32 protein-coding genes are annotated in these 25,510 nt (G+C 67.1%); 4 read left to right on the top strand and 28 right to left on the bottom strand.

Features of this window, described 5'->3' with window-relative positions; genetic code table 11:
* Positions 1–420, top strand: a 420-nt coding sequence (locus tag VET27_RS03910; protein WP_526515327.1) for a lipoprotein LpqH, incomplete at its 5' end; no start/stop codon positions are given.
* A gap of 73 nt (positions 421–493) precedes the next feature.
* Here the strand turns inward: VET27_RS03910 and VET27_RS03905 are convergent.
* The 16 genes from VET27_RS03905 to VET27_RS03830 form a co-directional block, all read right to left on the bottom strand.
* Complete coding sequence (locus VET27_RS03905) at positions 494–2,089, bottom strand: helix-turn-helix transcriptional regulator (protein WP_526515325.1); 1,596 nt, start codon at positions 2,087–2,089, stop codon at positions 494–496.
* Positions 2,071–3,099: an AAA family ATPase gene (locus VET27_RS03900; protein WP_526515323.1), complete on the bottom strand. Its 1,029-nt coding sequence runs from the start codon at positions 3,097–3,099 to the stop codon at positions 2,071–2,073. The genes VET27_RS03905 and VET27_RS03900 overlap by 19 nt, the downstream gene beginning before the upstream one ends.
* Before the next feature lie 84 nt (positions 3,100–3,183).
* The gene (locus tag VET27_RS03895; RefSeq protein ID WP_526515321.1) at positions 3,184–3,381 is read right to left on the bottom strand and encodes a hypothetical protein; all 198 of its coding nucleotides are present in this window, start codon (positions 3,379–3,381) and stop codon (positions 3,184–3,186) included.
* Positions 3,382–3,530: 149 nt separating this feature from the next.
* Positions 3,531–4,013 carry a pyridoxamine 5'-phosphate oxidase family protein gene (locus VET27_RS03890; RefSeq protein ID WP_526515319.1) on the bottom strand — a complete coding sequence of 161 codons (483 nt, stop codon included), beginning with the start codon at positions 4,011–4,013 and terminating at the stop codon, positions 3,531–3,533.
* Positions 4,014–4,031: 18 nt separating this feature from the next.
* Entirely contained in the window at positions 4,032–4,298 is a 267-nt protein-coding gene (locus VET27_RS03885) for a hypothetical protein (RefSeq protein WP_526515317.1), read from the bottom strand.
* Between the two features lie 44 nt (positions 4,299–4,342).
* Positions 4,343–4,933, bottom strand: a complete 591-nt coding sequence (locus tag VET27_RS03880; RefSeq protein ID WP_526515315.1) for a TetR/AcrR family transcriptional regulator — start codon at positions 4,931–4,933, stop codon at positions 4,343–4,345.
* Positions 4,920–5,774 carry an oxygenase MpaB family protein gene (locus tag VET27_RS03875; RefSeq protein WP_526515313.1) on the bottom strand — a complete coding sequence of 285 codons (855 nt, stop codon included), beginning with the start codon at positions 5,772–5,774 and terminating at the stop codon, positions 4,920–4,922. Before VET27_RS03875 ends, VET27_RS03880 begins: the two co-directional genes overlap by 14 nt.
* A 53-nt stretch (positions 5,775–5,827) precedes the next feature.
* Positions 5,828–6,079, bottom strand: a complete 252-nt coding sequence (locus VET27_RS03870; protein ID WP_526515311.1) for a hypothetical protein — start codon at positions 6,077–6,079, stop codon at positions 5,828–5,830.
* Entirely contained in the window at positions 6,076–6,555 is a 480-nt protein-coding gene (gene mce1N, locus VET27_RS03865) for a transport-regulating membrane protein Mce1N (protein ID WP_526515309.1), read from the bottom strand. Before mce1N ends, VET27_RS03870 begins: the two co-directional genes overlap by 4 nt.
* Entirely contained in the window at positions 6,552–6,953 is a 402-nt protein-coding gene (locus VET27_RS03860; RefSeq protein WP_526515307.1) for a hypothetical protein, read from the bottom strand. Before VET27_RS03860 ends, mce1N begins: the two co-directional genes overlap by 4 nt.
* Before the next feature lie 24 nt (positions 6,954–6,977).
* On the bottom strand, positions 6,978–7,415 hold the full coding sequence (locus VET27_RS03855; RefSeq protein ID WP_526515305.1) for a hypothetical protein: 438 nt from the start codon (positions 7,413–7,415) through the stop codon (positions 6,978–6,980).
* Complete coding sequence (gene hemB, locus VET27_RS03850; protein WP_526515303.1) at positions 7,412–8,392, bottom strand: porphobilinogen synthase; 981 nt, start codon at positions 8,390–8,392, stop codon at positions 7,412–7,414. The genes VET27_RS03855 and hemB overlap by 4 nt, the downstream gene beginning before the upstream one ends.
* An 11-nt stretch (positions 8,393–8,403) precedes the next feature.
* The gene (locus VET27_RS03845) at positions 8,404–10,056 is read right to left on the bottom strand and encodes a bifunctional uroporphyrinogen-III C-methyltransferase/uroporphyrinogen-III synthase (protein WP_526515301.1); all 1,653 of its coding nucleotides are present in this window, start codon (positions 10,054–10,056) and stop codon (positions 8,404–8,406) included.
* A gap of 3 nt (positions 10,057–10,059) precedes the next feature.
* The gene (gene hemC, locus VET27_RS03840; RefSeq protein WP_526515343.1) at positions 10,060–10,995 is read right to left on the bottom strand and encodes a hydroxymethylbilane synthase; all 936 of its coding nucleotides are present in this window, start codon (positions 10,993–10,995) and stop codon (positions 10,060–10,062) included.
* A gap of 28 nt (positions 10,996–11,023) precedes the next feature.
* Positions 11,024–12,394 carry a glutamyl-tRNA reductase gene (locus VET27_RS03835; RefSeq protein WP_526515299.1) on the bottom strand — a complete coding sequence of 457 codons (1,371 nt, stop codon included), beginning with the start codon at positions 12,392–12,394 and terminating at the stop codon, positions 11,024–11,026.
* Between the two features lie 76 nt (positions 12,395–12,470).
* Entirely contained in the window at positions 12,471–12,785 is a 315-nt protein-coding gene (locus VET27_RS03830) for a glutaredoxin family protein (protein ID WP_526515297.1), read from the bottom strand.
* A 90-nt stretch (positions 12,786–12,875) separates the two neighbouring features.
* Here VET27_RS03830 and VET27_RS03825 point away from each other — a divergent pair, with 90 nt between their 5' ends.
* Together VET27_RS03825 and VET27_RS03820 are read left to right on the top strand one after the other, a co-directional pair.
* A complete protein-coding gene (locus VET27_RS03825; RefSeq protein WP_526515341.1) occupies positions 12,876–13,718 on the top strand; it encodes an HAD family hydrolase in 843 nt (280 codons plus the stop codon).
* Positions 13,719–13,782: 64 nt separating this feature from the next.
* Positions 13,783–14,328: an FAS1-like dehydratase domain-containing protein gene (locus VET27_RS03820; RefSeq protein WP_526515339.1), complete on the top strand. Its 546-nt coding sequence runs from the start codon at positions 13,783–13,785 to the stop codon at positions 14,326–14,328.
* On the opposite strand, the gene VET27_RS03815 is transcribed toward VET27_RS03820, so the two are convergent.
* The 9 genes from VET27_RS03815 to VET27_RS03775 form a co-directional block, all read right to left on the bottom strand.
* Positions 14,325–15,416 (bottom strand): lysophospholipid acyltransferase family protein, encoded by a 1,092-nt coding sequence (locus tag VET27_RS03815; protein WP_526515295.1) that lies wholly within the window; start codon positions 15,414–15,416, stop codon positions 14,325–14,327. The genes VET27_RS03820 and VET27_RS03815 overlap by 4 nt on opposite strands.
* A 9-nt stretch (positions 15,417–15,425) precedes the next feature.
* The gene (locus VET27_RS03810) at positions 15,426–16,550 is read right to left on the bottom strand and encodes an SDR family oxidoreductase (protein WP_526515293.1); all 1,125 of its coding nucleotides are present in this window, start codon (positions 16,548–16,550) and stop codon (positions 15,426–15,428) included.
* Between the two features lie 29 nt (positions 16,551–16,579).
* Positions 16,580–16,681, bottom strand: a complete 102-nt coding sequence (locus VET27_RS03805) for a 30S ribosomal protein bS22 (protein WP_003402602.1) — start codon at positions 16,679–16,681, stop codon at positions 16,580–16,582.
* 116 nt (positions 16,682–16,797) lie between these two features.
* The gene (locus VET27_RS03800) at positions 16,798–17,055 is read right to left on the bottom strand and encodes a helix-turn-helix domain-containing protein (protein ID WP_526515291.1); all 258 of its coding nucleotides are present in this window, start codon (positions 17,053–17,055) and stop codon (positions 16,798–16,800) included.
* A 137-nt stretch (positions 17,056–17,192) separates the two neighbouring features.
* Positions 17,193–18,065, bottom strand: coding sequence for a pyrroline-5-carboxylate reductase (gene proC / locus VET27_RS03795; protein WP_526515289.1), 873 nt, complete (start codon positions 18,063–18,065; stop codon positions 17,193–17,195).
* Between the two features lie 32 nt (positions 18,066–18,097).
* Positions 18,098–18,898, bottom strand: coding sequence for an acyl-CoA thioesterase (locus tag VET27_RS03790; protein ID WP_526515337.1), 801 nt, complete (start codon positions 18,896–18,898; stop codon positions 18,098–18,100).
* Positions 18,899–18,940: 42 nt separating this feature from the next.
* Entirely contained in the window at positions 18,941–19,786 is an 846-nt protein-coding gene (locus tag VET27_RS03785) for a sugar phosphate isomerase/epimerase family protein (RefSeq protein ID WP_526515335.1), read from the bottom strand.
* Positions 19,787–19,806: 20 nt separating this feature from the next.
* A complete protein-coding gene (locus VET27_RS03780) occupies positions 19,807–20,868 on the bottom strand; it encodes an Rv0497 family membrane protein (RefSeq protein ID WP_526515287.1) in 1,062 nt (353 codons plus the stop codon).
* On the bottom strand, positions 20,865–21,851 hold the full coding sequence (locus VET27_RS03775) for a Ppx/GppA family phosphatase (protein WP_526515285.1): 987 nt from the start codon (positions 21,849–21,851) through the stop codon (positions 20,865–20,867). The genes VET27_RS03780 and VET27_RS03775 overlap by 4 nt, the downstream gene beginning before the upstream one ends.
* Positions 21,852–21,876: 25 nt before the next feature.
* Between VET27_RS03775 and VET27_RS03770 the strand changes: the two genes are divergently transcribed.
* Complete coding sequence (locus VET27_RS03770) at positions 21,877–22,674, top strand: DUF3109 family protein (RefSeq protein ID WP_526515283.1); 798 nt, start codon at positions 21,877–21,879, stop codon at positions 22,672–22,674.
* 7 nt (positions 22,675–22,681) lie between these two features.
* On the opposite strand, the gene regX is transcribed toward VET27_RS03770, so the two are convergent.
* From regX to VET27_RS03755, 3 genes are all read right to left on the bottom strand, one after another.
* The gene (gene regX / locus VET27_RS03765; protein WP_526515281.1) at positions 22,682–23,368 is read right to left on the bottom strand and encodes a two-component sensory transduction protein RegX; all 687 of its coding nucleotides are present in this window, start codon (positions 23,366–23,368) and stop codon (positions 22,682–22,684) included.
* Between the two features lie 82 nt (positions 23,369–23,450).
* Positions 23,451–24,620: a sensor histidine kinase gene (locus tag VET27_RS03760; protein ID WP_526515279.1), complete on the bottom strand. Its 1,170-nt coding sequence runs from the start codon at positions 24,618–24,620 to the stop codon at positions 23,451–23,453.
* 137 nt (positions 24,621–24,757) lie between these two features.
* Positions 24,758–25,498 carry a phosphoglyceromutase gene (locus tag VET27_RS03755; RefSeq protein ID WP_526515277.1) on the bottom strand — a complete coding sequence of 247 codons (741 nt, stop codon included), beginning with the start codon at positions 25,496–25,498 and terminating at the stop codon, positions 24,758–24,760.
* Between the last annotated feature and the right edge of the window lie 12 nt (positions 25,499–25,510).

Genomic DNA, 25,510 nt, shown 5'->3' with positions numbered 1-25,510 from the left:
GAGAAGAAGTCTGAGAGTCCGACCACCTCGGCTGACGCAACTACAGGCGCGGGCACCGCCAGCGCCACAGCTGCACCCGGCGGCGGAACCAAGGTCACGATCGATGGCCAGGATCAGAACGTGTCGGGCACCGTGGTGTGTGCCGCGATGGGCGCAAACATGAACATCGCGATCGGGGGCGCGGCGGCCGGCATCGCTGCCGTCATCGGTTCCGGCGACTCACCCGCGGTCCAGTCCGTGGGCCTCGGCAACGTCAACGGCGTCACGCTGGCTTACCAGCAGGGCGTCGGGCAGGGCGAGGCAAAGGCCGAGAAGGACGGCAACACCTACACGATCTCCGGCACTGCGACCGGCGTCGACCTGGCCAACCCCATGCAGCCCGTCAGCAAGCCGTTCCAGATCGACGTTACCTGCCCGTAGCTGGGCACTCCCCGATCCACGCAGCGGCGGCGTCCCGACGGGGGCGTCGCCGTTCGGCATCCGAGAAAGTACCTCAGGACCCCTGCAGTATGGAGATCAGCTGCTCGCGGCTGTTGGCTCCGACCCGTTGGGAGGCGCGGAAGAGGTGCCCTTCGACAGAGCGGATCGACATCGTGAGCCGGTCGGCGATCTCCTTGTTCGACAGCCCCCGTGCCGCAAGTGAAATGATCTCGCGTTGGCGAACCGTGAACGGTTGCTCCCACGTCGCGGCCCGCAACGCAGGAGTCTGGGCCCCCCGGCATTCGGCTGCGAGACGCTGTGCTGCGACGGACGCGCTCATCGCCGCGCCGCGAAACCCTGCGCGTTGGTAGACGACGACGGCTTGGGCTGCGGAGTCGGCGGCGGCGATGCGATCGCCGAATGCCTCGTATTGGCGTGACGCGTCGACGAGTGCGCCACCGTCGCCCGCCCCGAGTGCTGCGGCATGAGCCGCGGCGGCAGGTGCGCGGGGGCCTTGGACTAGGTCGACCAGCCCCGCCAGCCGCACGGCGGTGGTGTGGTCGCCAAACTGTGTCGCCGTCTGCAAAAGCATCAGTTCCCAGGCACTTCGACCGCGTTCACATTCTCTTGCCGCCCCGTCGCGCGCGATCGAGATCGCCTGGGACGTGGCACCTTCGGCGGCACACGACCACGCCTCCGCAAGGGATTTCTCCGCGTCCCACACACACGTGTCGGTGTCTTGGTCCCACCACTCGAGTGCCGCGAACTCGCGTCGCGCGTCGACAGCTCTGCCAGCCATACCGGCCACGGTCGCCAACCACGACCGCACGAAGGCCTTCGTCATCCGCCCGCCCCCGCCGCCTTCCCGATGTGCGAGCGTTTCTTGCAACGAACGTTGCGCCGCAGCGAGATCGCCTCGGCTCATCGCCGACAAGCCGCTGAAAAAGCTATGCCACGACTGCTGGAAGGGAACGTCGATCGTGTCGCGCCGAATGCGCGCGATCATTGCCTCCGAGGATGTCAGCGCACCGGCGAGCCGGTAAGAGATGCCCTGCAGTGCCGCTAGCGGCATTCGCAGATGGGAGGCCTCGGCGGACGTCTCAGCAAGCCGGTAGCCGGCATTTGCCGCTGATTCAATCTCGTCGATCCGTCCAAGATCGCCCAGCCCGCTGACCAAGGTCCAGATCAACATCATCTGTGCGATGCCGTTTGCCGGTGTACCGGAGAGGATGATGCCGGCTCGATCGACCGCCCTGGAGTGGCCGCGAACCACGTCGATCAAGGCCCGCAAAGCGTTGGCGATCGCTTGTGCCGCTTCATCGTCGGCAGGTATGGCCTCGTCGAGTTCTCTTTCGGCGCTAGCCGCATCACCGAGACTGATGGCGAAATTCATCGCCCGCAGGATGGCGATCTGAGCCCGGATCGGGCCGCGCATCTCGCTGGCGAGTTCGGCGAGGACGGCCTCCGCGTCAGTTCCGCGCTCCTGCCAGGTGATCGCCATCGCTTGGGTGATTTTCGCCTCTAGGCCGCAGCCCGCAGCGGCAGCCTGCCCCGCCAGGGTTTCTGCGAGTTTGAGATCACCTAGCTGCAACGCAGCCGACGCTGCGGCGACGAGGAGCTGAGCATTCGGTTGGAGGTCGGACTCCATCGTCAGCGCCGCGCGTCGCACCAGGTCTCGCGGATCTGTTGAGCCCTTTCGAGCGAGTTCGTTGAGATGCGCCCGCGAAGCCTCTGAAGCCGCAGGGATCCGGTTCGCCTGACCTCGCCGAGCATCGGGTGAGCGAGCCGCACAGCGGCGGGTCGCACGGCGGCGTCGACGGTTATCAGGCTGAGTGATTCGGCCTCGGCGAGCGCGTCGGCGTCGGTGACGGTCGCCAACAGGTCGGTGTCGAGTGGTTCGGCCACGGCGAGGGCATCGAGAACATCACAAACGGACCGGGGCACTTCGGAGATGCGCGCCTCGAGCAACTCCTTCAGCGTTGGCGAGAGCCGGGGTTGGCCGTCCCAAAGCCACACACCCGAGCGTTGTGTCATCCGTCCGGCGTTCACCTCGCTCTCGAGGAGGTGACGCAGATACAGCGCGTTGCCCTGGGTATACTTCCAAAGTCGTTGTGCACTAAAGGAGTCCACCGGACCATCGAGCACGTGCTCGACAAGGCGGGTGGTCTCGGCCAGCGATAACGGTTGCAATTCAAGACGTTCCAGATGCTGGTCCTTCCAGATCGCCGTGATGGCGTCCGGCGGCGATTCTCCCGACCGGATCGTGAGTATGACGGTGGCCAGTCGGCGTGTGACGAGCTGGTGAACGGTGAACGCCGACAGGTCATCCAGCAGATGTGCATCGTCGACACCGACGACGACCTCGCCGTGGCGAGCAGCGCCAATGAGTCCGTCGATCACCTCCCGCACGCGTCGTAATGGATCCGGGCCGAAGTCGCTGGCGATGTCGGCGAAGGCGCCCAGCGGGACGCTGCGTGCCGATGCCGTGCCGACGATCCACTGCCGTCGCGCGCTATGCGGACCACAGCCCGCGACGGCCTCGCGCGCCACCCGCGTCTTGCCGACACCGGCCGAGCCGGATAGTACGATCCCGCGGGCACGGTCGCCGACCGCCCGCGTGGCGTCGGCGATCAGCTGAAGCTCCTCCGATCGCCCGACGAGGGGCCACTCGGGGATCACCGGCAGATTCTAACCGGCACGGGTCGCGCAAGCGCACGAATTTACGCGCGCGAAACAACTGCGCGAATCGCAGCGCACGCGCAATCAGATCGGTGGCGCGTCAGATGCCGCTGCCAGCTTCGCGTCGGCCACTCGCATGAACGTCGGAAGCGCGTCCAGGTCGACCCCAACGCACTCGGCGATCACCTCGTCGGCAATCCCAGCATCGCGCAACCGGAGCGCGGTCGCATACGGCAACGGCAACCGCTCCAGGTACTCGGCCCGGCGTGCATCGATGGCCACACATCAAGACTGACGCTTCGCCACCGTCCGGCTGGGGTATTTCGCTACCCCAATCCTGATCCGACTTCGACACCTCATCCGGTGGTAGCCCATCCAGCGGAACTGGGGGCCGGCCTCGCCCGTGCTGCGGAGGCTGGGCGGGGGCCCGACTACACGGTCCAGACGAGCACTTCACCCTCGCCCCTGGTCATTACCGCGCCAGCCATCACGCGCAACCGGTACGGGGTGAGCCGCAGGACCGCGAACTGTTCCGAGGTCGGCCCGTCATGCCACATCGGGATGATGGCCGGGTCGTACCCGACCGGTTCCGGACCACCAGCGAAGGTGTCCCACACGAAGCGGCGCGTCTCTTCGTCGGTGTGCCACTGCACGGCACATTCGGCGCTGCAGGTGTCCTGACTGGGACTCCAGTAGCTGACTGACATCTCGGGGTGAGCCTCGAGGTGCGCCCGCTTCACGGGCGTCGGCACGGTCGCGATCCAGCCGATCAGGTCGGTCCCGTCCCACTCCCAGATCGGGTGCAGAATGCGGGTGCGTGGTCGTCCGTCGCGATCGACGGTGGCGACCGACGCCCAGACGATCGAGTGGGCCATGTCGCGGAATGCCGGAGCCATCTGGTCGAGCGGCGTCACGGAGTCAACCCTAGGCGACTACTCCTCGTCGCCCATGCGCTTCTGCCGGACACCCATGACGTCCTCGTGCTTGACACCCCCGCCGTCCTTGACCTCGCCGAACTTCGGACTGCCGTCGTCGTCGACCCAGTCCCCCACCGCCTGTCCCGTCACGGTGTTGCTGGTGCCCGGCAGTGCAATGGTCGGCCGGTCGTCCTGGTAGGCCTTGGCCATCTCCTTGGCCTTCTCGCGGTGCTCGTCGGTGACTTCTGGCTTCGGAATGGTGCCGTGCTCGTCGTTTCCCATCCGCGAAGGCTGCCCGAAAGTGTGACCCACCAAACAATCGCCAGTTACACGGCCACGGCTCGCAGCGCCGTGGGCAGGCTCGGCAGGAAGTGCCGCGCAGCGAAGGCCCGCAACTCGTCGGGGGTGTCCAGAGGCTCGGCGCTGGGCAGCAGGAGCACCATCGCGGCGTAGCGCAGGATCGTGTCGGCCAAGTCGTTGACGGTGGCCGCTCCGACACGGTCGGCGAAGCCGGCCGGGAAGATCAAGCGCAGCGCCTCGGCCATCCGCTCGATCGCGGCGCCGTAGTGATGGCGGGCCAACTCCAGCACCAGCGCCGGCTCGTCGGCCATCATCTGGTTGAGCACGCGATGCCTGCGGAACATCAGGATCGACTGGGTGAACGCTTCGACGTAGTAGTTCGACGGCGCCCCCGCATCCTTCAAACTCGACGCGATGTCGGCGAACAGCAAGACGTTCTCGCGTTCGATGACGGCGGCCACCAACTCGTCACGGTTGGCGAACCTACGGTAGATGGTGGTGCGGCTGACGCCCGCGCGACGGGCGACGTCGTCGAGAGCGACCCGCTGGAAGCCATGCCGTTCGAACTCGACCAGCGCCGCGTCGAGGATCGCCTGCGTCGAGTCAACCGCGGGCATAGCCGTCTTGCGCGAACGTGTTGTAGCGCAACCGCATCGGCAGCCGACCCCACGCCCAATTCACCGGTCCCGATCGCCACACCGCCGCGAACGCCTGGTAGGCCTTCTCCCGACGATCGCCCCACGGCAGCCCCAGCAGATCACGGGCCCGCGGCGGCATGCCACCGGTGGTGAAGAACGCGGCAACGGGATTGAACAACGGCGACGCCAGCCGCCACGCCAGCGGCGACACGCCCTTCGGACGCGGGAAGCCCTTGGTGACATAACCGACGCCGTACTTCGCGGTGGGGTGGGCGACGACGATGTCGTCCATCATCCGATCCCAATACCGTTGGAAGCCAGCATAATTGGCCGGCATCGGCCGCTCACTCACTCCGTAGCGGCGGTACCACGTCTTGGATTCCAGGTAGATCCGTTCCTTCTCGTCCTCGGTCAGCCGCTTGACGAACGTGTCGGCGAAGTACAAAACCTGCTCGACGAACGTGGCGTGGGCCCAGAAGTACGTCTCGGGATCTAGGGCGTGGTACCTGTTGCCGTCCGGCATGTCGCCCTTGATGTCCCGGTGGAAGTCCCGCACGCGAGTGCCCGCATTGTCGTCGGCTGCGCCGTAGACGGTCATGAAGATCGGCGGCAACGACCGCTTGACCCGCGCGGCGGTGTCGGAGAAGAACACCGAGTGGTCGAGCACGCCCTGTCCGAGCTCGGCCAGCATGTTCTGCAGCACGGCGGGCCGCGGCCCGATCAGATACATGCGGTTGTCGCCGAAGTACTTCCACACCAGCGATTCGGGGCCAAGGGGGAGGGCGTCGGCGCGCTGAGGGTTCTCGGCGAGTTCGGTCACGAGGAACAGTGTCACAGATATTGCCCTTTGTACCAACAGGCCTGTGAGCAGGCTCACTCTCGCCTCGCCGCGGCCTCGCCTCGTCGAAGCTCGGTGACTCCCAGGACGGCCAAGACGCCCGCAACGGTCGCCAGCAGCACGGCCAATACGATCAGTGACGGGTCGTACGTCACCGTCGGCATGGAGGGTTCGGAGGGAATGACGGGAGCGGCCACCCCGGCGGATCGGGCCGCCAGCCAGCTCACCACGCAACCGGCCGCCGCCAGCGCGGCCAGTACGAGCTCGACGGTGGCGCGGGTCTTCATCGTGCGGGCTCGTCGACGACGGAGCCCAGGGCAATACGCAGCTGACGGTGTCTGCGCGCCCACGCCTGGGCCCGACGGCCGCTGGTGAGCTTCACGCCGATGCCGGTACGGCCACGGGGCACACCGGTCAACTCCCCCAACGCCCGCGACGACTGCCACACGGGCGCTTCCGGACCGTCGGCCTCTGGATAGATTCTGACGATCTCCGAGATGCGGATGGTCTCGGCACCCTGACGGAGGTACTCCGGCGTCAGCTCCACGGAGGTGTGAATGCGCGCAGCCTTGACCTGAAGGCCGAGGAAGCCGGTGACGAGCACCAGGAACACGATGGGCAAGAGGGGCTGCCACCCGTAACCGGACGACAACTGAATGAGCAGCATCGTCGTCGCGGACACCGGACCGGCAAGCAGCCACCACCAACTTGCTCCCGGCTCACGGAACAACACCGTCGACTCCTCGGCCTGCAGCTCGGTCATGCGATCGCCTGAGCGTCGAACCACTGCTGCGAGGTGGCGCGTTGATTCAGGGCCGAACCCGTGATCAACAGGATCATGATCAGCGCAACGATGAGAACCCCGAGAACGGCGACCCCGCCCAGCATCAGCAGCACGGCGAAGTACACCACCGAAGCCAACGCAAGGCCCACCCCGGCGCTAGCAAATCGCTTCAACCCGCTGCGGGCCCGCCCCGCCAGGTAACCCTGCGCCAGGCCGACGAGGATCAAGATGATCCCGGCTACTTGGAAGAAGAAAGCCGTGATGAAGCTGGCGATCAACATCCCGAATGCCGCGGTCAGGATGGCCGCGACCAGCCAGCACCAGAAGGCGGCGGTGACGGTGCTGGGCCGACTGGCGGGCACTGGGGAGTCCGGCATGGTCGGGCCAGCCTATCGTCCCGCTCAGCGCATGAAGAATGCGTGGGCATCCTTGCGGTGCAGCAGATAGACGCCGCCCGCGATGCACACCGACCCGATGATCGCGGTCACCGCGTAGACGACGGCAGCCACCGTGGGCCGCTCGACGCCGAAGAGATTCGTCAGCGCGTACACGATCGTCGCCGCGCCGCCGCCGGTGAGCAGTGTGCGCGTCCATCGGTAACCCTGTCGCATCAGCAGCAGGAACGTCAGCACGACCGACGCGATCACCACCATGAAGACACCGGACACCCCGTACACCAGCCCGACCGGGCCGTCGACGGGAAGGGTCACCAGGTCGACGACGTAACCGATCACCATCATCGGCAGGGCAACGATCCACAGCCAGAAGCCGGTGTCGACGTCCTCGGGACGGGGTGACGGCCCGACCTGTTGGGGCGGACCCTGCTCTTGATCCGTCACGCCAGCCAGCCGGCGACGTCAGCCGCCCAGTAGGACAACACGATGTCGGCGCCGGCCCGACGGATGCTGGTCAGCGTCTCCAGGGCAACCGTCCGCAGATCGATCCAGCCGTTGGCGGCCGCGGCATTGATCATCGAGTACTCACCCGAAACCTGATATGCGGCAACGGGAACCGGAGACACGTCCGCAGCGGCACGCACCAGGTCGAGGTACGCCATCGCCGGCTTGATCATGATGATGTCGGCACCTTCGTCGATGTCGAGCTCGACCTCGTGCCGTGCCTCCCGCGCATTGCCCGCGCCCTGTTGATACGTGCGACGGTCGCCATTCAGGCTCGAGGCAACGGCCTCGCGGAAGGGGCCGTAGAAGCCGGAGGCGAACTTCGCCGCGTACGCCAGGATCACCACGTCGGTGCGCCCCGCCGCGTCGAGACCGTCCCGGATCGCCGCCACCTGGCCGTCCATCATTCCGCTCGGACCCACCACGTGGGCGCCCGAATTCGCTTGTGCGACAGCAAGTTCGACGTAGCGGGCGTTCGTCGCGTCGTTGTCCACCCGGCCCGCGGCATCCAGCACGCCACAGTGCCCGTGGTCGGTGAACTCGTCGAGACAGGTATCGGCCATCAGCACCGTGTCGTCACCGAGATCGGCGGCCAGGTCGCGCAACGCGACGTTCAGGATCCCGTCCTCGGCGATGCCGATCGAGCCCCCTGCGTCCTTGTCCTCCTCGCGCGGCACCCCGAACAACATCAGACCACCGACACCCGACGCGACGGCTTCGGCGGCTGCCTTGCGCAGCGAATCACGGGTGTGTTGAACGACTCCCGGCATGGATGTGATCGGCTGCGGCTCGGCGATGCCGTCGGCAACGAACATCGGCAACACCAGGTGCCGCGGCTCCAGGGACGTCTCGGCGACCAGACGGCGCAGTGCCGGTGTGGACCGCAGACGGCGTGGTCGGTGCCTCGGATATGCCACGATTGTCGGCCTTAGCGGCGGCGGCTCTTCTTGCGCGGCGGCGGCAACGCACCCTCGGCACGCAGTCTGGCGGCATGTTCGGCCAGCGCCTCGACCAGCGGACCCACGGCAGCGGTCTCCGGCTGAACGTCGACCCGAAGCCCGAAGTCGGCTGCCGTCTCGGCAGTCTTGGGCCCGATGCACGCGACGATGGTCCGCGCGTGCGGCTTGCCCGCGATGCCCACCAGGTTGCGCACGGTAGAACTCGACGTGAAGCACACCGCGTCGAATCCGCCGGTCTTGATCATCTCGCGGGTCTGCGCCGGTGGCGGCGCCGCACGCACCGTGCGGTAGGCCGTGACGTCCTCGATCTCCCAGCCACGCATCCGCAATCCCTCGGCCAGCGTCTCGGTGGCGATGTCTGCACGCGGCAGCAGCACCCGGTTCACAGGATCGAAGATGTCGTCGTAGGGCGGGAATTCGTCGAGCAAGCCCAGCGAGCTCTGCTCTCCGGACGGCACCAGTTCGGGGTTGATGCCGAACGCCCGGACCCGGTCCGCGGTCGCCTGTCCGACACACGCGATCTTCACGCCGGAGAACGCACGCGCATCGAGGCCGAACTCGTTGAACTTCTCCCACACCGCGCGCACCGCGTTGGTGGAGGTGAACACCACCCACTGGAAGCGACCGTCGACGAGACCCTTCACCGCGCGCTCCATCTGGGCGGGGCTGCGGGGCGGCTCGACGGCGATGGTCGGAACCTCGATCGGCAAGGCGCCGTGGGAGATCAGCCTGTCGCTCATCTCGCCGGCCTGGTCCTTGGTGCGCGGCACCAGCACGGTCCAGCCGTACAGCGCCCGGCTCTCCCACCAGTTCAGCTTGGCGCGATTGGAGACGGTCTTGCCGATGGTCACGACCAGCGGACCGGCGGCCAGGCCGTCAGACCCGGATGCGGCCAAGGTCGCCTTGTCGAGCAGTCCCGAAAGCGTCGATTCGACCGAACGCTGCTGGCACGTCGTGCCATTCGCAGTGACGACGCACGGCGTCGACTCGGTCAACCCGTACTCGATCAGGGTGCGGGCCGCAGCGGGGAGGTGAGTCGCCGTGGCGTGCAGAATCAACGGGCCGGGAGCCGCCGCCAGCGCAGCCCAGTCCACGTCACCGCGGACGTCGGCAACGGTGTGCGACGAGCCGAGCGGCAGGCCGGCGTACGTCGGCACCGCGGTGCCGGGGGCGAGCCCGGGCACGATCTCGAAGTGGGCCTGCGTACGCGCCAGCGCGCTCACCTCGGTGATGACGGAGTCGACCGACAGCGGATCGCCCGCCACCAGCCGCACGACGTCGAAGCCGTTGCGCGCCTCGTGGGCCAGCAGTTTGGCCACCTCGGTCGGATCACCCAGTGCGGGGCGAACATCGGCGCCGCCGGAGATGGTGGTTGCCCCCACGGGCGTCTCCGCCGGTGCCGCGTCGTCTTTTGGTGGCACGGCCTCAGCAGGACCCGACGTCGGCGGCAGCTCGGAGCCGACTATGGCGAGCACCGCCTCGGGTACGTCAGGGTCCGTGAAGACCAGTGCCGCGTTGGCCAGAACCGTGCGCGCCCTCGTCGTCAGCAGGCCCGGATCACCGGGTCCTGAACCGACGAACGTGATGCGGCCGGGCTTCAGCTTGCGCCCTCGGGTGGTCATTCTTCACTCCCGCTCTGTCGTCCGCTGATCCAACAAGTCCCGCGCTCCCAGCTCGAACAACTCCGCCGCGACCGAGAGACCAAGCTCCCGGGCCCGTTCGGGTTTCCCGATACCGGACGCACGGATCACGTCGGATCCGTCCAGCGTCGCTACGCAGCCGCGCAACGACAGCTCCTCGAAGACGTTGCCCTCCTCGTCGATGGACTCGACCACTTCCGCGATCGCACCCACCGGCGCAGAACACCCCGCCTCGAGTTCGGCGAGCAGGACTCGCTCCGCGGTGACCGCGACGCGCGTGTCGGAATGGTCCATCTCCGCCAGCAGCGCAGCGAGCTCGGTATCGCCCGCGCGACACTCCACCGCGAGCGCACCTTGAGCCGGCGCTGGCAACATCTGCACCGGCTCCAGAGTCTCGGTGACGTCATCTTGCCGTCCGATGCGGACCAGTCCCGCCCGGGCGACGACGACGCCGTCGAAATCACCGTTGCTTACCCTGTTCAACCTGGTGTCTAGGTTGCCTCTTAGGGGGCGAATTTCCAAACCGAGACCCAGTGCTCTAAGCTGCGCAGCCCGCCGCGGGCTCGACGTCCCGATGACCGAACCGGCTGGCAACTCCCCCAGCACCAGCCGGTCGCGCGCCACCAACGCGTCCCTGGCGTCCTCGCGTGGCGGGATGGCCGCGATCACGAACCGGTCGTCCGTGGCGGTCGGCAAATCCTTGTAGGAGTGCACGGCCACGTCGACCCGGCCATCGGCGATCGCATCACGCAATGCCGCGGTGAACACTCCGACGCCGATTTCGGCGATCGGTTCGTGAGAGCGATCGCCTGCGGTCGAGACGATGACGAGCTCGGCGGCCTGGCCCTTGGCTAACAAGGCGTCTCTGATCAAGCCGGCCTGGGTGGTAGCCAGTAGGCTGCCCCTGGTGCCGATTCGGATGGCCGTATCGCGCGTAGGTGCCAAGTGATTACTCGGCCTTGCCGAAATCCGGCCACGGATCGCCTGCCGCCGAATCTGTTGTCAAGATTGGCAATTCACCGCCGGCAACCGCATCCACGGCCTGCGGATCGAGCTCGAACAGCTCGCGCAGCGCCTCCGCATAGCTGTCGCCACCCGGCGCGCTGGCCAGTTGCTTGACGCGGACGGTCGGGGCGTGCAGAAGCTTGTCGACGACCCGGCGTACGGTCCGCGCGACCTCGTCACGGTGGGCCGCTTCGAGCTGCGGCAGCCGATTGTCCAGGCGCAGCAGCTCGGCCTCGACGACGTTGGCCGCGCGCTGTCGCAGCGCTGTGACGGTGGGCGTGACCTCGGCCATCCGTTGTCCGGCAAGGTAGTTGGCAACCTCCGCAACAACGATCGCGCGGGCCGCCTCGGCATCGGACGCGGCTGCGCGGGCAGCTGGCTCGCGCTGGATCCGCTCCATGTCGACCACGTAGACACCGGGCAGGCCGGCGACCGCCGGGTCGACGTCACGGGGCATGCCGAGGTCGCAGATCACCAACTGCTTGGGCTCCTGGCCGTGCGCGAGCCCGCGGTGCACGTCGGCGAGCGAAACCACGGGCCGCACGGCGCCGGTACACGACACGACGACGTCGGCATCGGCGAGCACGGGCGGAATGTGGTCGAACGGGAAGGCGTGCGCGTCGACGCCCTGGTCGCGCAGATTCTGCACGAGGCGCTCGGCCCGCGGCAGCGAGCGGTTCACGACGTGGACCCGCCCGATGCCCGCCCGCACCAGATGTGCGGCCGCCAAGGAGCCCATGGACCCGGCGCCGATCACGGCGGCCGAGCGACCGGCCAGGCCGGACAATTTCTTCTCGGCCATCTCCAGCGCCACGGACACGACCGAGGCGCCCGCGGCGTCGATCGCGGTCTCCGAATGCACCCGCTTGCCGACCGACAGCGCGCGTTGCGCCAACTCGTGCAGGGTGCGGCCGACGGTCTGGTTGGCCTCTGCGGAGGCATACGAGCGGCGGACCTGACCGAGCACCTGCTGCTCGCCGATCACCACAGAATCCAGGCCACTGGTCACCGCGAACAGGTGCTCGACGGCGGCCTCGGCGTATCGGACGTAGGCGTACTTGGTGAGGTCGCCCAGCGACATCCCAGAGTGTTCGGACAGCACCTGCCCGATGACGGAGAGTCCGCCGTGGAACGCCTCGACCACCGCATAGATCTCGACGCGATTGCAGGTCGACAGGACCATGGCTTCGGTGACGAGGGAGGACTGCAGCACCTGTTCGACGATCTTTGCCTGATCGGATTCGTCGGTGCTCAGCTGTTCCAGCACAGACACCGGGGCGCTGCGATGCGAAACCCCGAAAAGAAGAACGCTCATGGCCTCGTCACCACGTGCTCAAAGATAGTCGGCGACTAGTCCGCCGACCAAATTAGCGGTGAGGGTCACTCCGGCGTCAGCGAGCAACGAGATCCTCGCGGAGCCGTGGCTCGTCGACTTCCCAGTAGCCGTGCTGGACGCCGTCGAGCAGCACGACCGGCAGCAGGTCACCGTACTCGGCTCGCAGCGACGGATCGCCTGCCGCCGCGGCGGCGTCCACGTCGGTGGTCGACAGCTCGAACCCGAGTTCGTCGGCGAGGCCCGCGAGCACGGTTGCGGCCTTCTCGCACAGACTGCACCCGGCGCGCGTCAGCAACTCCACGCTGTGCTGGTCCCCCGGTCGCTCCGCTCCTGCCCTCCGGTGCTGGTCCCCCGGTCGCTGCTGGCTCATGCCGCCGATTATCCCGTGCCCTACTGTTGAAGGGTGTCCGAGTCAGGGGCTGAGGCCGATCCGGGGGCCGAACTCGAGGCTGGTCCCGAGATCGGCGACGAAGCCGACGCCGTCGACTACATCCTCGCCGACGACGCGTCCAAGACCGATCCGCCGCCGCCCGATCTGACGGCCGCCGCCTTCTTCGACGTCGACAACACCCTGGTGCAGGGCTCCTCAATGGTGCACTTCGCGCGCGGGCTGGCGGCACGGAAGTACTTCACGTACGGCGACTTGGCGCGATTCGGCTATGCGCAAGCGAAGTTCCAGCTCACCGGCAAGGAGAACAGCGACGACGTGGCCGCCGGACGCACCAAGGCACTCGCGTTCATCGAGGGCCGCAGGACGTCCGAATTGTTCGAGGTCGGCGAGGAGATCTACGACGAGATCATCGCCGACAAGATCTGGCAGGGCACGCGGACGCTGGCGGAGATGCATCTCGACGCGGGCCAGCAGGTGTGGCTCGTCACCGCGACGCCGTACGAGTTGGCCGCCACCATCGCCCGCAAGCTCGGTCTGACGGGCGCGTTGGGCACGGTCGCCGAATCGGTGGATGGAGTGTTCACCGGTCGGCTGGTCGGCGAGATTCTGCACGGTGCGGGCAAGGCGCACGCCGTCCGGTCCCTGGCCATTCGCGAGGGGCTCAACCTGCGGCGCTGCACCGCATACTCGGACAGCATCAACGACGTTCCGATGTTGTCCCTGGTGGGCACCGCCGTCGCCATCAACCCCGACGCCGCGCTACGCGACCTGGCCCGCAAACGAGGCTGGGAGATCCGCGACTTCCGTACCGCCCGCAAGGCCGCCCGCATCGGAGTCCCGTCGGCGCTGGCGCTCGGCGCGGCGGGTGGCGCGCTGGCCGCGGTGGTTTCCCGTCGCGGGAATGGCGGCTGAGCAGTCGCTGATAGGCTCGGCGCCGCTGGACCCAGGAGCACTGAGCGGGGAGCGCAACCGAGAAATGAGCATCGCCGAAGAACTCATCGGTACCCATTACAGGTATCCCGATTACTTCCTGGTCGACCGCGAGAAGGTGCGCGAATTCGCGCGTTCCGTCAAGGACTATCACCCCGCGCACTACGAGGAGGCCGCCGCCGCCGATTGCGGCCAAGGCGCGCTGATCGCATCTTTGACGTTCGTCGCCGTCGCGGGTCGCCGGGTGCAGGCCGAGATCTTCAACCAGTTCGACGTCCCGATCAACATGGAACGCGTGCTGCACCGCGACCAGAAACTGGTCTTCCATCGCCCGATCGTGGTCGGCGACAAGTTGTGGTTCGACTCCTACCTCGACTCGGTGATCGAGTCGCACGGTGCGGTGATCACCGAGATCCGTGGCGAGGTGACCGACGACGACGGCAATCCCGTGTTGACGAGCACGGTGACGCTGTTCGGCGAGTCGACCAGCTCCGAACAGCACGCGGAGGTGACGGCCCAGATTGCCGCCGGACGCGACGCGGCGATGAAGCGAATGATTGCCGGGCAAAACTCGCAGCCACAACGTAATTAGCCCAGGAACGGATTCCGCCGGTTGGCGAGCAACTGGTAGAGCGTCTGCTGAATGGTCTCGCGCACCTGGTCGGTCAATTCGAAGGTGACCATCGGATCGTCGGCCGCCGACTCGTCGTAGTCGCCCGTGGAGATGGGCTCTCCGAACTGGATGTGCCACTTCGACGGCAGCGGCACCAGCCCGAGCGGTCCCGCCAGCGGGAACAGGGGCGTCACCGGGAAGTACGGCAGGCCCAGGAGGCGGGCCAGCAACTTGACGTCGGTGATCATCGGATAGATCTCCTCGGACCCGACGATCGAACACGGCACGATGGGTGCTCCTGCCCGGAGCGCTGCGGCGACGAACCCGCCGCGCCCGAAACGCTGCAGCTTGTAGCGGTCACGGAAGTTCTTGCCCAGCCCCTTGTATCCCTCGGGGAACACGGCGGTGAGTTCGCCGGCGGCGAGAAGTCGGTGGGCGTCGGCAGTGCAGGCCATCGTATGCCCGGCCTTGCGCGCGGCCTGGCCCATGAAGGGCATGTCGAACACCATGTCGGCGGCCAGCAGGCGCAGGTCGCGCTTCGCCGGATGGTTGTCGTGCACGGCCACCGAGGCCATGAGCCCGTCCAGGGGAAGGACGCCCGCGTGGTTGGCGACGACGAGGGCCGCGCCACTCTCCGGCAGGTTCTCGATGCCGCTGACCTCTACCCGGAACCAGTTGCGGAAGAGCCCTCTCAGCAACGGCAGGAAGATGGACTCGTTGAGGTGCTTGTCGAAACCGAACTCGTCGACGGTGTAGTCACCCGACATCCGCTTGCGGACGAACTCGGCGACCGCTGCGATGTTCTGGGCCAGCTCGTTGGGCCCTGCGTCGACGACGGCCGCGCCCCCTGCGCCGCCGCGGCGGTGATCGATCTCGCGGACGACGGCGGCCATCTGTTCGGCGGAGGCACGGGTGCCGGGATCCTCGAGCAGTGACGGATGCCGACGTGCGCCATCGGCGCGTGCCGCTGCCCGCTTCTGAGCCGACGCACGACTCGAATTGGAATGCAGCGGAATGACTTTAGCCTTGGATTCGCCGCCCACGTCGCTACCCTCTCCCCGCCCCAAAGAACAAGACTAACGCCCCCAACGCTCTGCCGCTGAAATGGCCCGACTCTCGATCGAGCGTACCCATCGCGGATCGAGGATCGGCGTCAAACCTCGACCGCGTGCGTAATCGTCGAATGCCTCCGCCGTCGTCCACTTCGGGTTGTAGCCTAGCTCTCTTCGCATTCGCGCGGTGTCCATCACCCGGCCGTAGCTGACGTAATTCAGCTGCTCGCGGTCCAGCTCCGTGTGGCGAGTGGCACGCCCCAGCGAATCAACGGCAGACAATGCCGATCGGGGTACCGGCAGCGGCACCCGACCCGATCGCCGGATCGCCTGCGACATCATGATGATACCCGAGGCACCCACGTTGAACGTGCCCGAGCGGCCCGCCATCGTCGCGCGCTCGAGCACGCCGAGCGCGTCCTGCTCGTGCAGCAGCTGCAGTCGCGCATCATGGCCCAGCACCGATGGCACCACCGGCCCGGCGAGATACCGCGAAAGCGCGGTATCCATCGCGGGCCCGATCATGTTGGCCAGCCGCAGGATCGTCACCGCGATGTCCGGGCGTCGACGCGCCAGCCCACGCGCATAGCCCTCGATGTCGATGCTGTCCTGGGCGAAGCCCTCGCCAGGAGGCCTGCGGGAACTGCCGTCCTCGGTGAACAGAACCGGGTCGCGCGAAGAAGAACCGTACACCTCGGAGGTGGACTTGAGGATCACCCGACGCACCGACGGAGCCTTCTGGCAGGCCGCGAACAACTGCATCGCACCCATGACGTTGAGTTCCTTGAGCGCCGCTCGTCCACCGGCCCGCGGTGCGTAGGACGCTGCTGCGGCATGCACGACGGTGTCGACGTCCCCGTTGCGAATCACCTTCGCGATGAACGGATTTCGGATGTCGGCGCGCACGAACTCGGCGCGGCCCATCCGTCGCAGCAGATCCTTGCTCGGCGCTACGGCATCGACCGCGATCACGTGGTTGATCAGCGGATTCTGCGCAAGCCTGGCAGTGAGATACCCGCCCAGAAACCGACACGCACCGGTGACCAGCACGACCTTGGGGTACTGCACCGCATCCCGGGAGTCGGTGACTCCGGAGCCCTGATCGGTGGCCTGCCCACGGTTCTGGTCAGGCCGGCCCGTCGAGTCCATCGCGACAGCCTAGCGGGAGAAGCCTGGGACTACTTACCAAGTTTTCTGCGCTGCACCCGTGTACGACGAAGCAACTTGCGGTGCTTCTTCTTCGACATGCGCTTACGTCGCTTCTTGATGACTGAACCCATGAACTCCGCTACCTAAGACATCTCCGGACATTTTTGCCTGGAGAACCGACCCGTCACCTTACCCGGCCAGCACGGAGGTACGAAACGGCTAGTCGACGGCTTACCGCGCCCGGCCTCTAGCCTGCGTCGAAGTACGACGTCTCCAGGAGTTCGTGCACTGCCTTGGCGTGCACGCGGAACGACCGACCCACTCGCACCGCGGGCAGCTCGCCGTTGTGGACCAGCCGGTAGACCGTCATCTTGCTCACCCTCATCAGGCTCGCCACTTCTGCGACGGTGAGGAATTGCGCTCTTGGCGGTTCGCTCGCGGAGGCGTCACGCGCCGCCTTGCCGCTAGCGGAATCCCGCGAAGATGGCCCGTTCATAGACGTCATCGCAACCCAATCAATCAGGCACGCCGCTCCAGCGGCTTCCCCACCGCTGGCGCAAGAGCGTGCTTACCTCACGGAGAATAGCGTGGCCACTGGGGTTATTGCGACGGGTGTGGGTTAATCGATCGGAATTGCTTGAACTACTCTGGTGTAATTCCTAGCTGCTCAGAGCGTGTTTTCGCCGCGGCCACGGCCTCGGCTACCGCCGCCCGAAGGCCGCCCCGCTCCAATTCCCGCAGACCAGCGGCAGTGGTGCCCCCGGGCGACGTCACGGTCGCGCGCAGCTGAGCCGGGCTGGTGTCCATGGCCGTGCCCATTGCTCCGTCGCCCGACGGGTTGGCGTGGTCCAGGCTCTCCAGCAACATCGCTGCCGAGCCGGCCATGGTCTGAGCCGCCAGATCGGTCGCGACGGCCCGCGGCAGCCCCACCGCAACGGCAGCGTCGACGAGCGCCTCGACCATGAGGAAGAAATACGCCGGCCCCGAACCCGACACCGCGGTGACCGCGTCGAGTTGGGACTCCGGCACTGTCAGCACGCCGCCCACCGCATCGAAGATCGCCGAGACCTCCTTGAGCTGTGCGGCGGTCGCGAACCGCCCCGCCGCCAGGGCACTGACACCGCCGCCCACGACCACCGGGGCGTTGGGCATCACCCGGACGACGGGTGACCCGGCGGGAAGGTTGGCTTCGTAGTAGGCGGTGCTGACTCCTGCGGCAACCGTGACGAAGACCTGCTCGGCGCTGCTGTTCTCCGCGCGCGCGGCAGCGTCGGCGACGTCACCGATTACCAGCTCCACGTCCGACGGCTTCACCGCGACGATGACGTACGCCGCGTTCTCGGCGGCGTCGGCCACCGTCGTCACCAGCACCGAGTACGTCTCGGACAGGTACTTGGCACGGTCGGGGTGCTTCTCCGCAACGACCATGTCCTTGGCCTGCCTGCCCGAGCGCAGAAGCCCGGAAAGCAGTGCCTCGCCGATGCTTCCGCCACCGATGATCGCAATTCTCGCCACGGACGCAAGCATTGCACGCCCCACGCGCGAACCTACGACTGTGCCTGCGGCACCATCGCGAGCTGCCGGGACTGCACGATGATGCGGCCCTCGCAATCCACGACCACGTGGTCCTCGTCGAACCACTCCTGCCCGATCTGCATCGTCGTGCACATCACCCGCAGCCAGCCGTCCGCAGGCATGCCACGGAGATAGGCGGTGAGCTGAACCGTTGGCGCCCAGCCCAACCGGTTGACGCCGAACGTGACCGGCGCTGAGACGTCACCGCACAGCAGCGCGAACAGCACGTCCGGAGAGCCCTCCTTGGGCCGCACCCAGTACTCGATGACGGGTGGGCCTCCATCAGAGCGGGGTCCCATCGTCGTCAACGAGGGCCGGATGTCGCAGCCGTGCGCCAGATGCACGATGTCGGCCATCGGGTGCCCCGGCCCGATGGGCTCGAGCCCCGGCGGCGGATCCGGCGTCATCAGTGGCACCACCGGATTGACCGACAGGAGCGGCGCCACGTCGTGCTCGGGTTCGGCGAGTGTCATCACCGCACGGACGGCGGTTCTCTGGCCCTGGTTCAACTCCACGTCGACCAGGCTGACGCGTCTCCCCCGCTTGCGGATCGTGGTCACCACGCGCAACGGACCGGGGTCGGGTGCCCACAGGAAGCTGCCCGACAAAGCGATCGGCTCGACGCCGGGTTGCGAGACCACCGTCCGCGCCGCCTTGGCACACAGGGCCAGCATCGCGCCGCCGTGCACCTTGGGCCCGATGGTCCAGTGTTCGTTGAGCTCGCCGTCAAAGACGTTGACCTCGTCGTCCGACGACACCGGCGTCAACTCCATGGCAGTGGCGAACGATCCAGGCACGGTGACTACCCCAATCCTTCAGCGCAACAAATGCGTTCGCGCGAACTCGAGTGACTCGGTCAGCAGCTGTTCACGTTCGCCGGCGGTCCGCGCGCCCGAAGTGGTGACTTCGAGGATCACGTGGCCGCCGAAACTGCTCGCCGCCAGCATCTGGCAGATCTCGACGGTGGGCTGGGTACCGCGCCCGGGCACCAGGTGCTCGTCGGTCGACGCACCGCTGCCGTCGCACAGGTGCAGATGCACCAGGCCGTCGCCCATCCGGCCCGCCATGTCGATGGCGTCGGTTCCGGCCGTAGCCGAGTGCGACAGGTCCAGTGTGTAGTGGGCGTGCTTGCCGTCCAGCGGGTCGTACGACGGCGCGAACGCCGAGACGGCTATCCCCGGCGTGCCACCGCGATTGCGCATTCGTGAGATCGACGGCTGGCCCGTGCCGAAGATGCGGTCGGCGCGGAACGGGAACATGTTCTCCACGGCGATAATCACGTCACTGGACTCTTCGAGGGCGGCGACCTGATCGGTGAAACCCTCGGCGTAGCGCCGCTGCCAGCGGAACGGCGGGTGCACGACGACTGTCTGAGCCCCGAGCTGTTCGGCGGCCCGGACGCTGCGGTCGAGCTTGGAGATCGGATCGGCGCCCCAGACGCGCTGTGAGATGAGCAGACACGGCGCGTGCACGCTCAGCACCGGCATGGCGTACCTCTCGGACAGCCGCTGAATCGCTGCGATGTCCTGACTGACCGATTCCGCCCACACCATCAATTCGACACCGTCGTACCCGAGGCGGGCGGCGTGCTCGAAGGCTGCCTCGGTCCTCAAGGGGTATACCGAGGCAGTCGAAAGACCGACCTTGATGGCAGGGCGCACTGAAGGATCAGTGTGACGTGTCAGTGCGATTGCAGCAGGGCCAGGGGGCCCAACGTGACCAAGGCGCCCACGGCCACCGCGATCAGCGTGCTGCCGATGTCCTCGGTCTTGCGCACGACGCGCACACCGACCACCAGGCCGAGGATGACGAGCACGGACAGCACCAGCGCGACGATGGTGTTCCATCGCCAGAGCTGATCGAAAGCGATGAACAGGCCCGCGCCGAAGGCGACGGCGAGGATGCACTGCACCACTACCCATACGCCCCTGACGAAGGCCGAGCCCTTCTGCCCGGCGGGCTCGGTCGCCACCTGCGGCGCTTCCGAATCGTCGTCACCGAGATCGATGTCCTCGGGCCCCGGCCGCGGTCCACGCCTGGCCAGGTCGTCGGCGACGGACTGCCCGCCGAAGAGCGTGTCCGAGCTCGACCGCAGGTACGACGGCACCTCCTCGCGCGGTGTGCCCTCGTCGTCCGACGCGTGCTTGTCGAGGACCTCGCTGAAGTCGACGTCGGACCCGAGATCCAGCAAGTCGTCGTCGACGACGGGGTCGGGGCTCATCTGCTCGGCCCCGCCCGCCTGGGCGGCGAAGCCACCCGTCGTAGCCGCCGGTGGTCGACGGGGCGGCGGAGCGAAGTCGATGGGGTCCGGGTCGGCGGCGCGCTGCTCGAGGTGGGCCTGGTAGTCCAGCTCCGCCTCGGTGAGCTCGGGCTCGACCTCGGCTTCGCCCGCAGGCTCGGCTTCGCCCTCCGCCTCCGGCTCGCCCTCGGGTTCCGGCTCCGGTTCCGGCGCGGGCTCTGAGGCGACCGGCTCCTCGACGGTTTCGGGGACCGGCTCTTCGACGAGTTCGGGGGCGGCAGGCTTGGGGGATCGACGGGTCGGGAACCGACCCGTCGTCTCGGTCGTATCGGTGATGATCGGTATCTCGCCGGTGAGTTCGGCGACGGTCACCGCATCGCTGTTGCCCCGGCGCCGGCGACGTCTGCCGCCGGCCGGCGGTGCGCCGATGGTGCCGTTCTTGGCCAGGAGCTCCGCCACCGAGATGGGTCGCGGGTGTGCGTTGGTGTCGTCTGGTTCTGTCATCGTGTGGTACCTCTGGCCCTGGTCAAACCTGAAGACGTGCCGACCAGAGCGGTCCCGTCGGCTTCGCTGTCGAGTTTTCGCAAGATCAACCCTTCTCGCAACGCCCAAGGGCAAATGTCCACGGTATCGATCGCAAGGGCCTTCATACTCGCTTCAGCTACCAACGCGCCCGCCACGATCTGCGGCGCACGGTCGGCGCTCACCCCTTCCAACTCCGCTCGGTCAGCCGTCGTCATCCTAGAGATGAATGCTATGAGCTGACGTAGTCCCGTAGCTGTCAGTGTCCTCTTCACCCGCGGTCCTGCGCCGGAAGGTGCCGCACCGGTGAGTCGCGCCAGCGACCTGAACGTCTTCGAGGTCGCCACGGTCAAGTCCGGAGCGCCTGCGTCGAGCACCCTGGCTCCCGCGTCCGCCATCTCCGTCGCCAGCCAGTCCCTCAGCATGGCCACGCGCCGACGCCCCGGCGGGTCGTCCTGCAGCCACTCCCGGGTCAGCCTGCCCGCGCCCAGCGGCAGCGACAGCGCGACCTCGGGCTCCTCGTCGACCCCGCTGGACAACTCCAGGGAGCCGCCGCCGATGTCGATGTTGATGATGCGACCCGGACTCCAGCCGTACCAGCGACGGACGGCGAGAAAGGTGAGCCGGGACTCGTCGACACCCGACAGAACCTTCAGCGCCACACCCGTCTCCGAAAGCACCCGCGCCAGCACGTCTTCGGAGTTCTTGGCGTCGCGAACCGCGGACGTGGCGAACGCCATCAGCTCGGCACACCCAGAACTGGCCGCGATCTTGGCGAACTCATCGATGGTGTCGATGAGTTTGTCGGCGCCCTTGCGAGTGAGCTTTCCGGACCCGTCGATCGCCTCGGCAAGCCGCAGCGAGGCCTTGGTGGAACTCATCGGCGTCGGGTGACCACCGCGCCGGGCGTCCACGACGAGCAGATGAACCGTGTTGCTGCCCACGTCGAGCACGCCCAATCGCACGAGACCCACGTTATCGGGTCTACCGTTGCATTCCGTGAGCGGATCGCACCTGGGAGGGCACAGAGGTGAAGTCGAGCTGGACTTCGCCCGCGAATGGGTGGAGTTCTACGACCCCGACAACCCCGAACATCTGATCGCCGCAGACATCACCTGGCTGTGTTCGCGGTGGACGTGCGTGTTCGGCACGCCCGCGTGCCAGGGCACGGTCGCGGACCGCCCCGACGACGGCTGCTGCTCGCACGGAGCCTTCATGTCCGACGACGACGACGTCGCCAAGCTCGACGACGCCGTCAAGCAACTCACGGACGACGACTGGCAGTTCCGCGACAAGGGCCTGGGCCGCAAGGGCTACCTCGAGATGGACGAGTACGACGGCAAGGAGAATCTGCGGACCCGAAAGTACAAGGGCGCCTGTATCTTCCTGAACCGGCCAGGTTTCGAGGGCGGCATCGGCTGCGCACTGCACTCCAAGGCGCTCAAGCTCGGCGTGGAACCCCTGACCATGAAACCCGACATCTGCTGGCAGCTACCGGTTCGGCGGAGCCAGGAATGGGTGGAACGGCCCGACGGGACACAGATCCTGCGCACGACCATCACCGAGTACGACCGGCGCGGCTGGGGTGTGGGCGGCTCGGATCTGCACTGGTACTGCACCGGCGACCCCGCGGCACACACCGGTTCGCGTCAGGTGTGGCAGTCCTACGGTCCCGAACTCACCGAGCTGCTCGGCGAGAAGGCCTATGCGGAGCTCGCGGCAATGTGCAAGCGGCGCAGCGTCTTAGGACTGATAGCGATTCATCCCGCTACTCGCGCCGCGCAGTAGCCGCAGATCAGCCCTCGAGCTTGTAACCGAGGCCGCGCACCGTCACCAGGTGGACGGGGTTGGCGGGGTCCGCCTCGATCTTCGAACGCAGCCGCTTGACGTGGACGTCGAGCGTCTTGGTGTCGCCGACGTAGTCGGCGCCCCACACCCGGTCGATCAACTGCCCGCGGGTAAGCACCCGGCCACTATTGCGCATCAGGTATTCGAGTAGGTCGAATTCCTTGAGCGGCAACGTGATCGACTCACCGTTGACGGACACGATGTGTCGCTCGACGTCCATCCGGACAGGGCCGGCCTCCAGCACGCCGTCGCCGATCCCCGCGTCGTCGTTGTCGACCCCGCGGCGCAGCACGGCGCGGATGCGCGCGATCAGCTCACGCGCCGAGTACGGCTTGGTGACGTAGTCGTCGGCACCAAGTTCCAGGCCGACGACCTTGTCGATCTCGCTGTCGCGCGCGGTGACCATGATCACGGGCACGCTCGAGCGGGAACGCAACTGTTTGCACACGTCTGTACCGCTCATGCCGGGGAGCATCAGATCGAGCAGCACGATGTCGGCTCCCGAACGCTCGAACTCGGCGAGCGCCGAGGGTCCGTCCGTGACGACGGTGGCCTCGAAGCCTTCCTTGCGGAGCAGGAAGGCCAGCGGATCGGCCAGGGACTCCTCATCTTCCACGATCAACACACTGGTCACGACTGCCTCGCGCCTTCCGTCATCGCGCCTTCCGGGGCGTCTTCCACGATCAACACATTGGTCATGGGTATGACTGGTCCTCTCATTCATCCGACTCGTCGTCGGGTTCGGGGTGGGCCGGGATCGACAGCGTGAACGTCGAGCCGGTTCCGGGTTGACTCCACAGCCGGATGGATCCGTTGTGATTGGCCGCGACGTGTTTGACGATGGCCAATCCGAGCCCGGTGCCTCCAGTGGCCCGGGACCGCGCCGTATCGACGCGGAAGAATCGTTCGAACACGCGCTCCTGGTCGTCGCGCGCGATGCCGATGCCGCGGTCGGTAACCGCGATCTCGATGTTGTCACCGCGCCTGCGCCGACTGATCGACACCGGAGAACCCTTGGGCGAGTAAGCGATTGCGTTGGACACCAGGTTGGCGATCGCCGTGACCAGCAGCGGCTGGTCACCCAGCACGCGGTAGCCGGTCGGTGCGTCCGTGGTGATCGCAATCTCGGCGTTGTCGGCGGCTACCTTGTACCGCGACAGCGCCTCCCCGACCACGGAGTCGACGTCGACGGCCTCCAGGTCGGGAAGCGGCTCCGCGCCCTGCAGCCGGGACAGTTCGATGAGTTCGCCGACCATGTTGGCGAGCCGGTTCGATTCGGTCACCATCATCTCGGCGAAACGGCCGACGGTCTCGGGGTCGTCGGTCGAGGCCAGCAGCGCCTCGGCCAGCACGCCCATCGCACCGACCGGCGTCTTGAGCTCGTGGCTGACGTTGGCCACGAAGTCCCTGCGGGTGGCCTCCATCCTGGCGTGCTCGGACTGATCGTCGACGAAGACCACCGCGAAGCGACGGTCGTCCTGACTCAGAAGCCGAACGTGGCCGCCGACGGAGATCCCAGAGCGCCCAGGATTTTGACGCCGCACGGGAGCGAGGTCGAAGTCGACGTCCAGGCCGGTGGCCAGCGTGCGCTGCGCGGCCGCCCAGGCCCGGTCGTCGAGCAGGCGGTCGTGGACCAGGCCCAGCTCGCGTGCCTGCTCGTTCATGAAGACGACGTCACGGTGGGTGTCGACGACCACGGTGCCCACCGGCGACAGCGACACGATGTGTTGCAACATCTGAGAGACGGTGATGCCGTCCTGATCGACGGCCCTCCGCTGCCTGCGCTCGGCGATCCGTGGTGCCAGCGACAGTCCGAGCACGACGCCCAGCCCCAACGCGAGAAGGGAAACGACTGCCACCAACAGCAGCGCCGCTACCACACTCACGCGAAGATCGTACGCACTCGGTGAACGCCATCCCAGCAGCGTGCGGCCAAATCGGGACAAGTCACAGAGGCAAATACAGGAGTTCGGGTCCCGTTCACTCGAGTTCACCCATTGTTTGCCTCGACGGTCCCCGTCGGCTACTTGCCGCCCTGGGCTGCGACGGCGGCCGCTCCAGCGGCGGCGGCGTCCGGGTCCAGATAGGTGCCACCGGCAATGGTCGGCTTGAGGGCCTCGTCCAGCTCGTAGACGAGCGGGATGCCCGTGGGGATGTTCAGGCCGACGACGTCCTCGTCGGACATCCCGTCCAGGTACTTGACCAGCGCCCGCAGCGAGTTGCCGTGTGCAGCGACCAGCACGGTCTTCCCCGCCGACAGGTCGGGCACGATCGTGTCGGTGAAGTAGGGGACGAACCGGGCCACGACGTCGGCAAGGCATTCCGTCAACGGGCCGCCGTCGATGTCGGCATAGCGAGGATCGGTGTCCTGGCTGAACTCGCTGCCCTTCTCGATCGGAGGGGGCGGCGTGTCGTAGCTGCGACGCCACGCCATGAACTGGTCCTCGCCGTACTTGGCCTTGGTCTCGGCCTTGTCGAGACCCTGCAGGGCTCCGTAGTGCCGTTCGTTGAGTCGCCAGTCCCTGACGACGGGAATCCAATGCCGATCAGCGGCGTCGAGCGCCAGGTTCGCGGTGTTGATGGCCCGTCGCAACAGCGAGGTGTAAAGCACGTCGGGCAACACGCCCTCGGCCTTCATCAGCTCGCCGCCCCTGACCGCCTCGGCACGACCCTTGTCGGTGAGGTTGACGTCCACCCATCCCGTGAACAGGTTGAGCGCGTTCCATTCGCTCTCGCCGTGACGGAGAAGCACCAGAGTCGCCATGGCGTCGATCCT

The organism is Mycobacterium sp. (assembly GCF_035633495.1).
Classification (GTDB): Bacteria; Actinomycetota; Actinomycetes; order Mycobacteriales; family Mycobacteriaceae; genus Mycobacterium.
The sequence above is the reverse complement of the archived record's forward strand: the minus strand, read 5'-3'. Positions and strand labels throughout refer to the sequence as shown.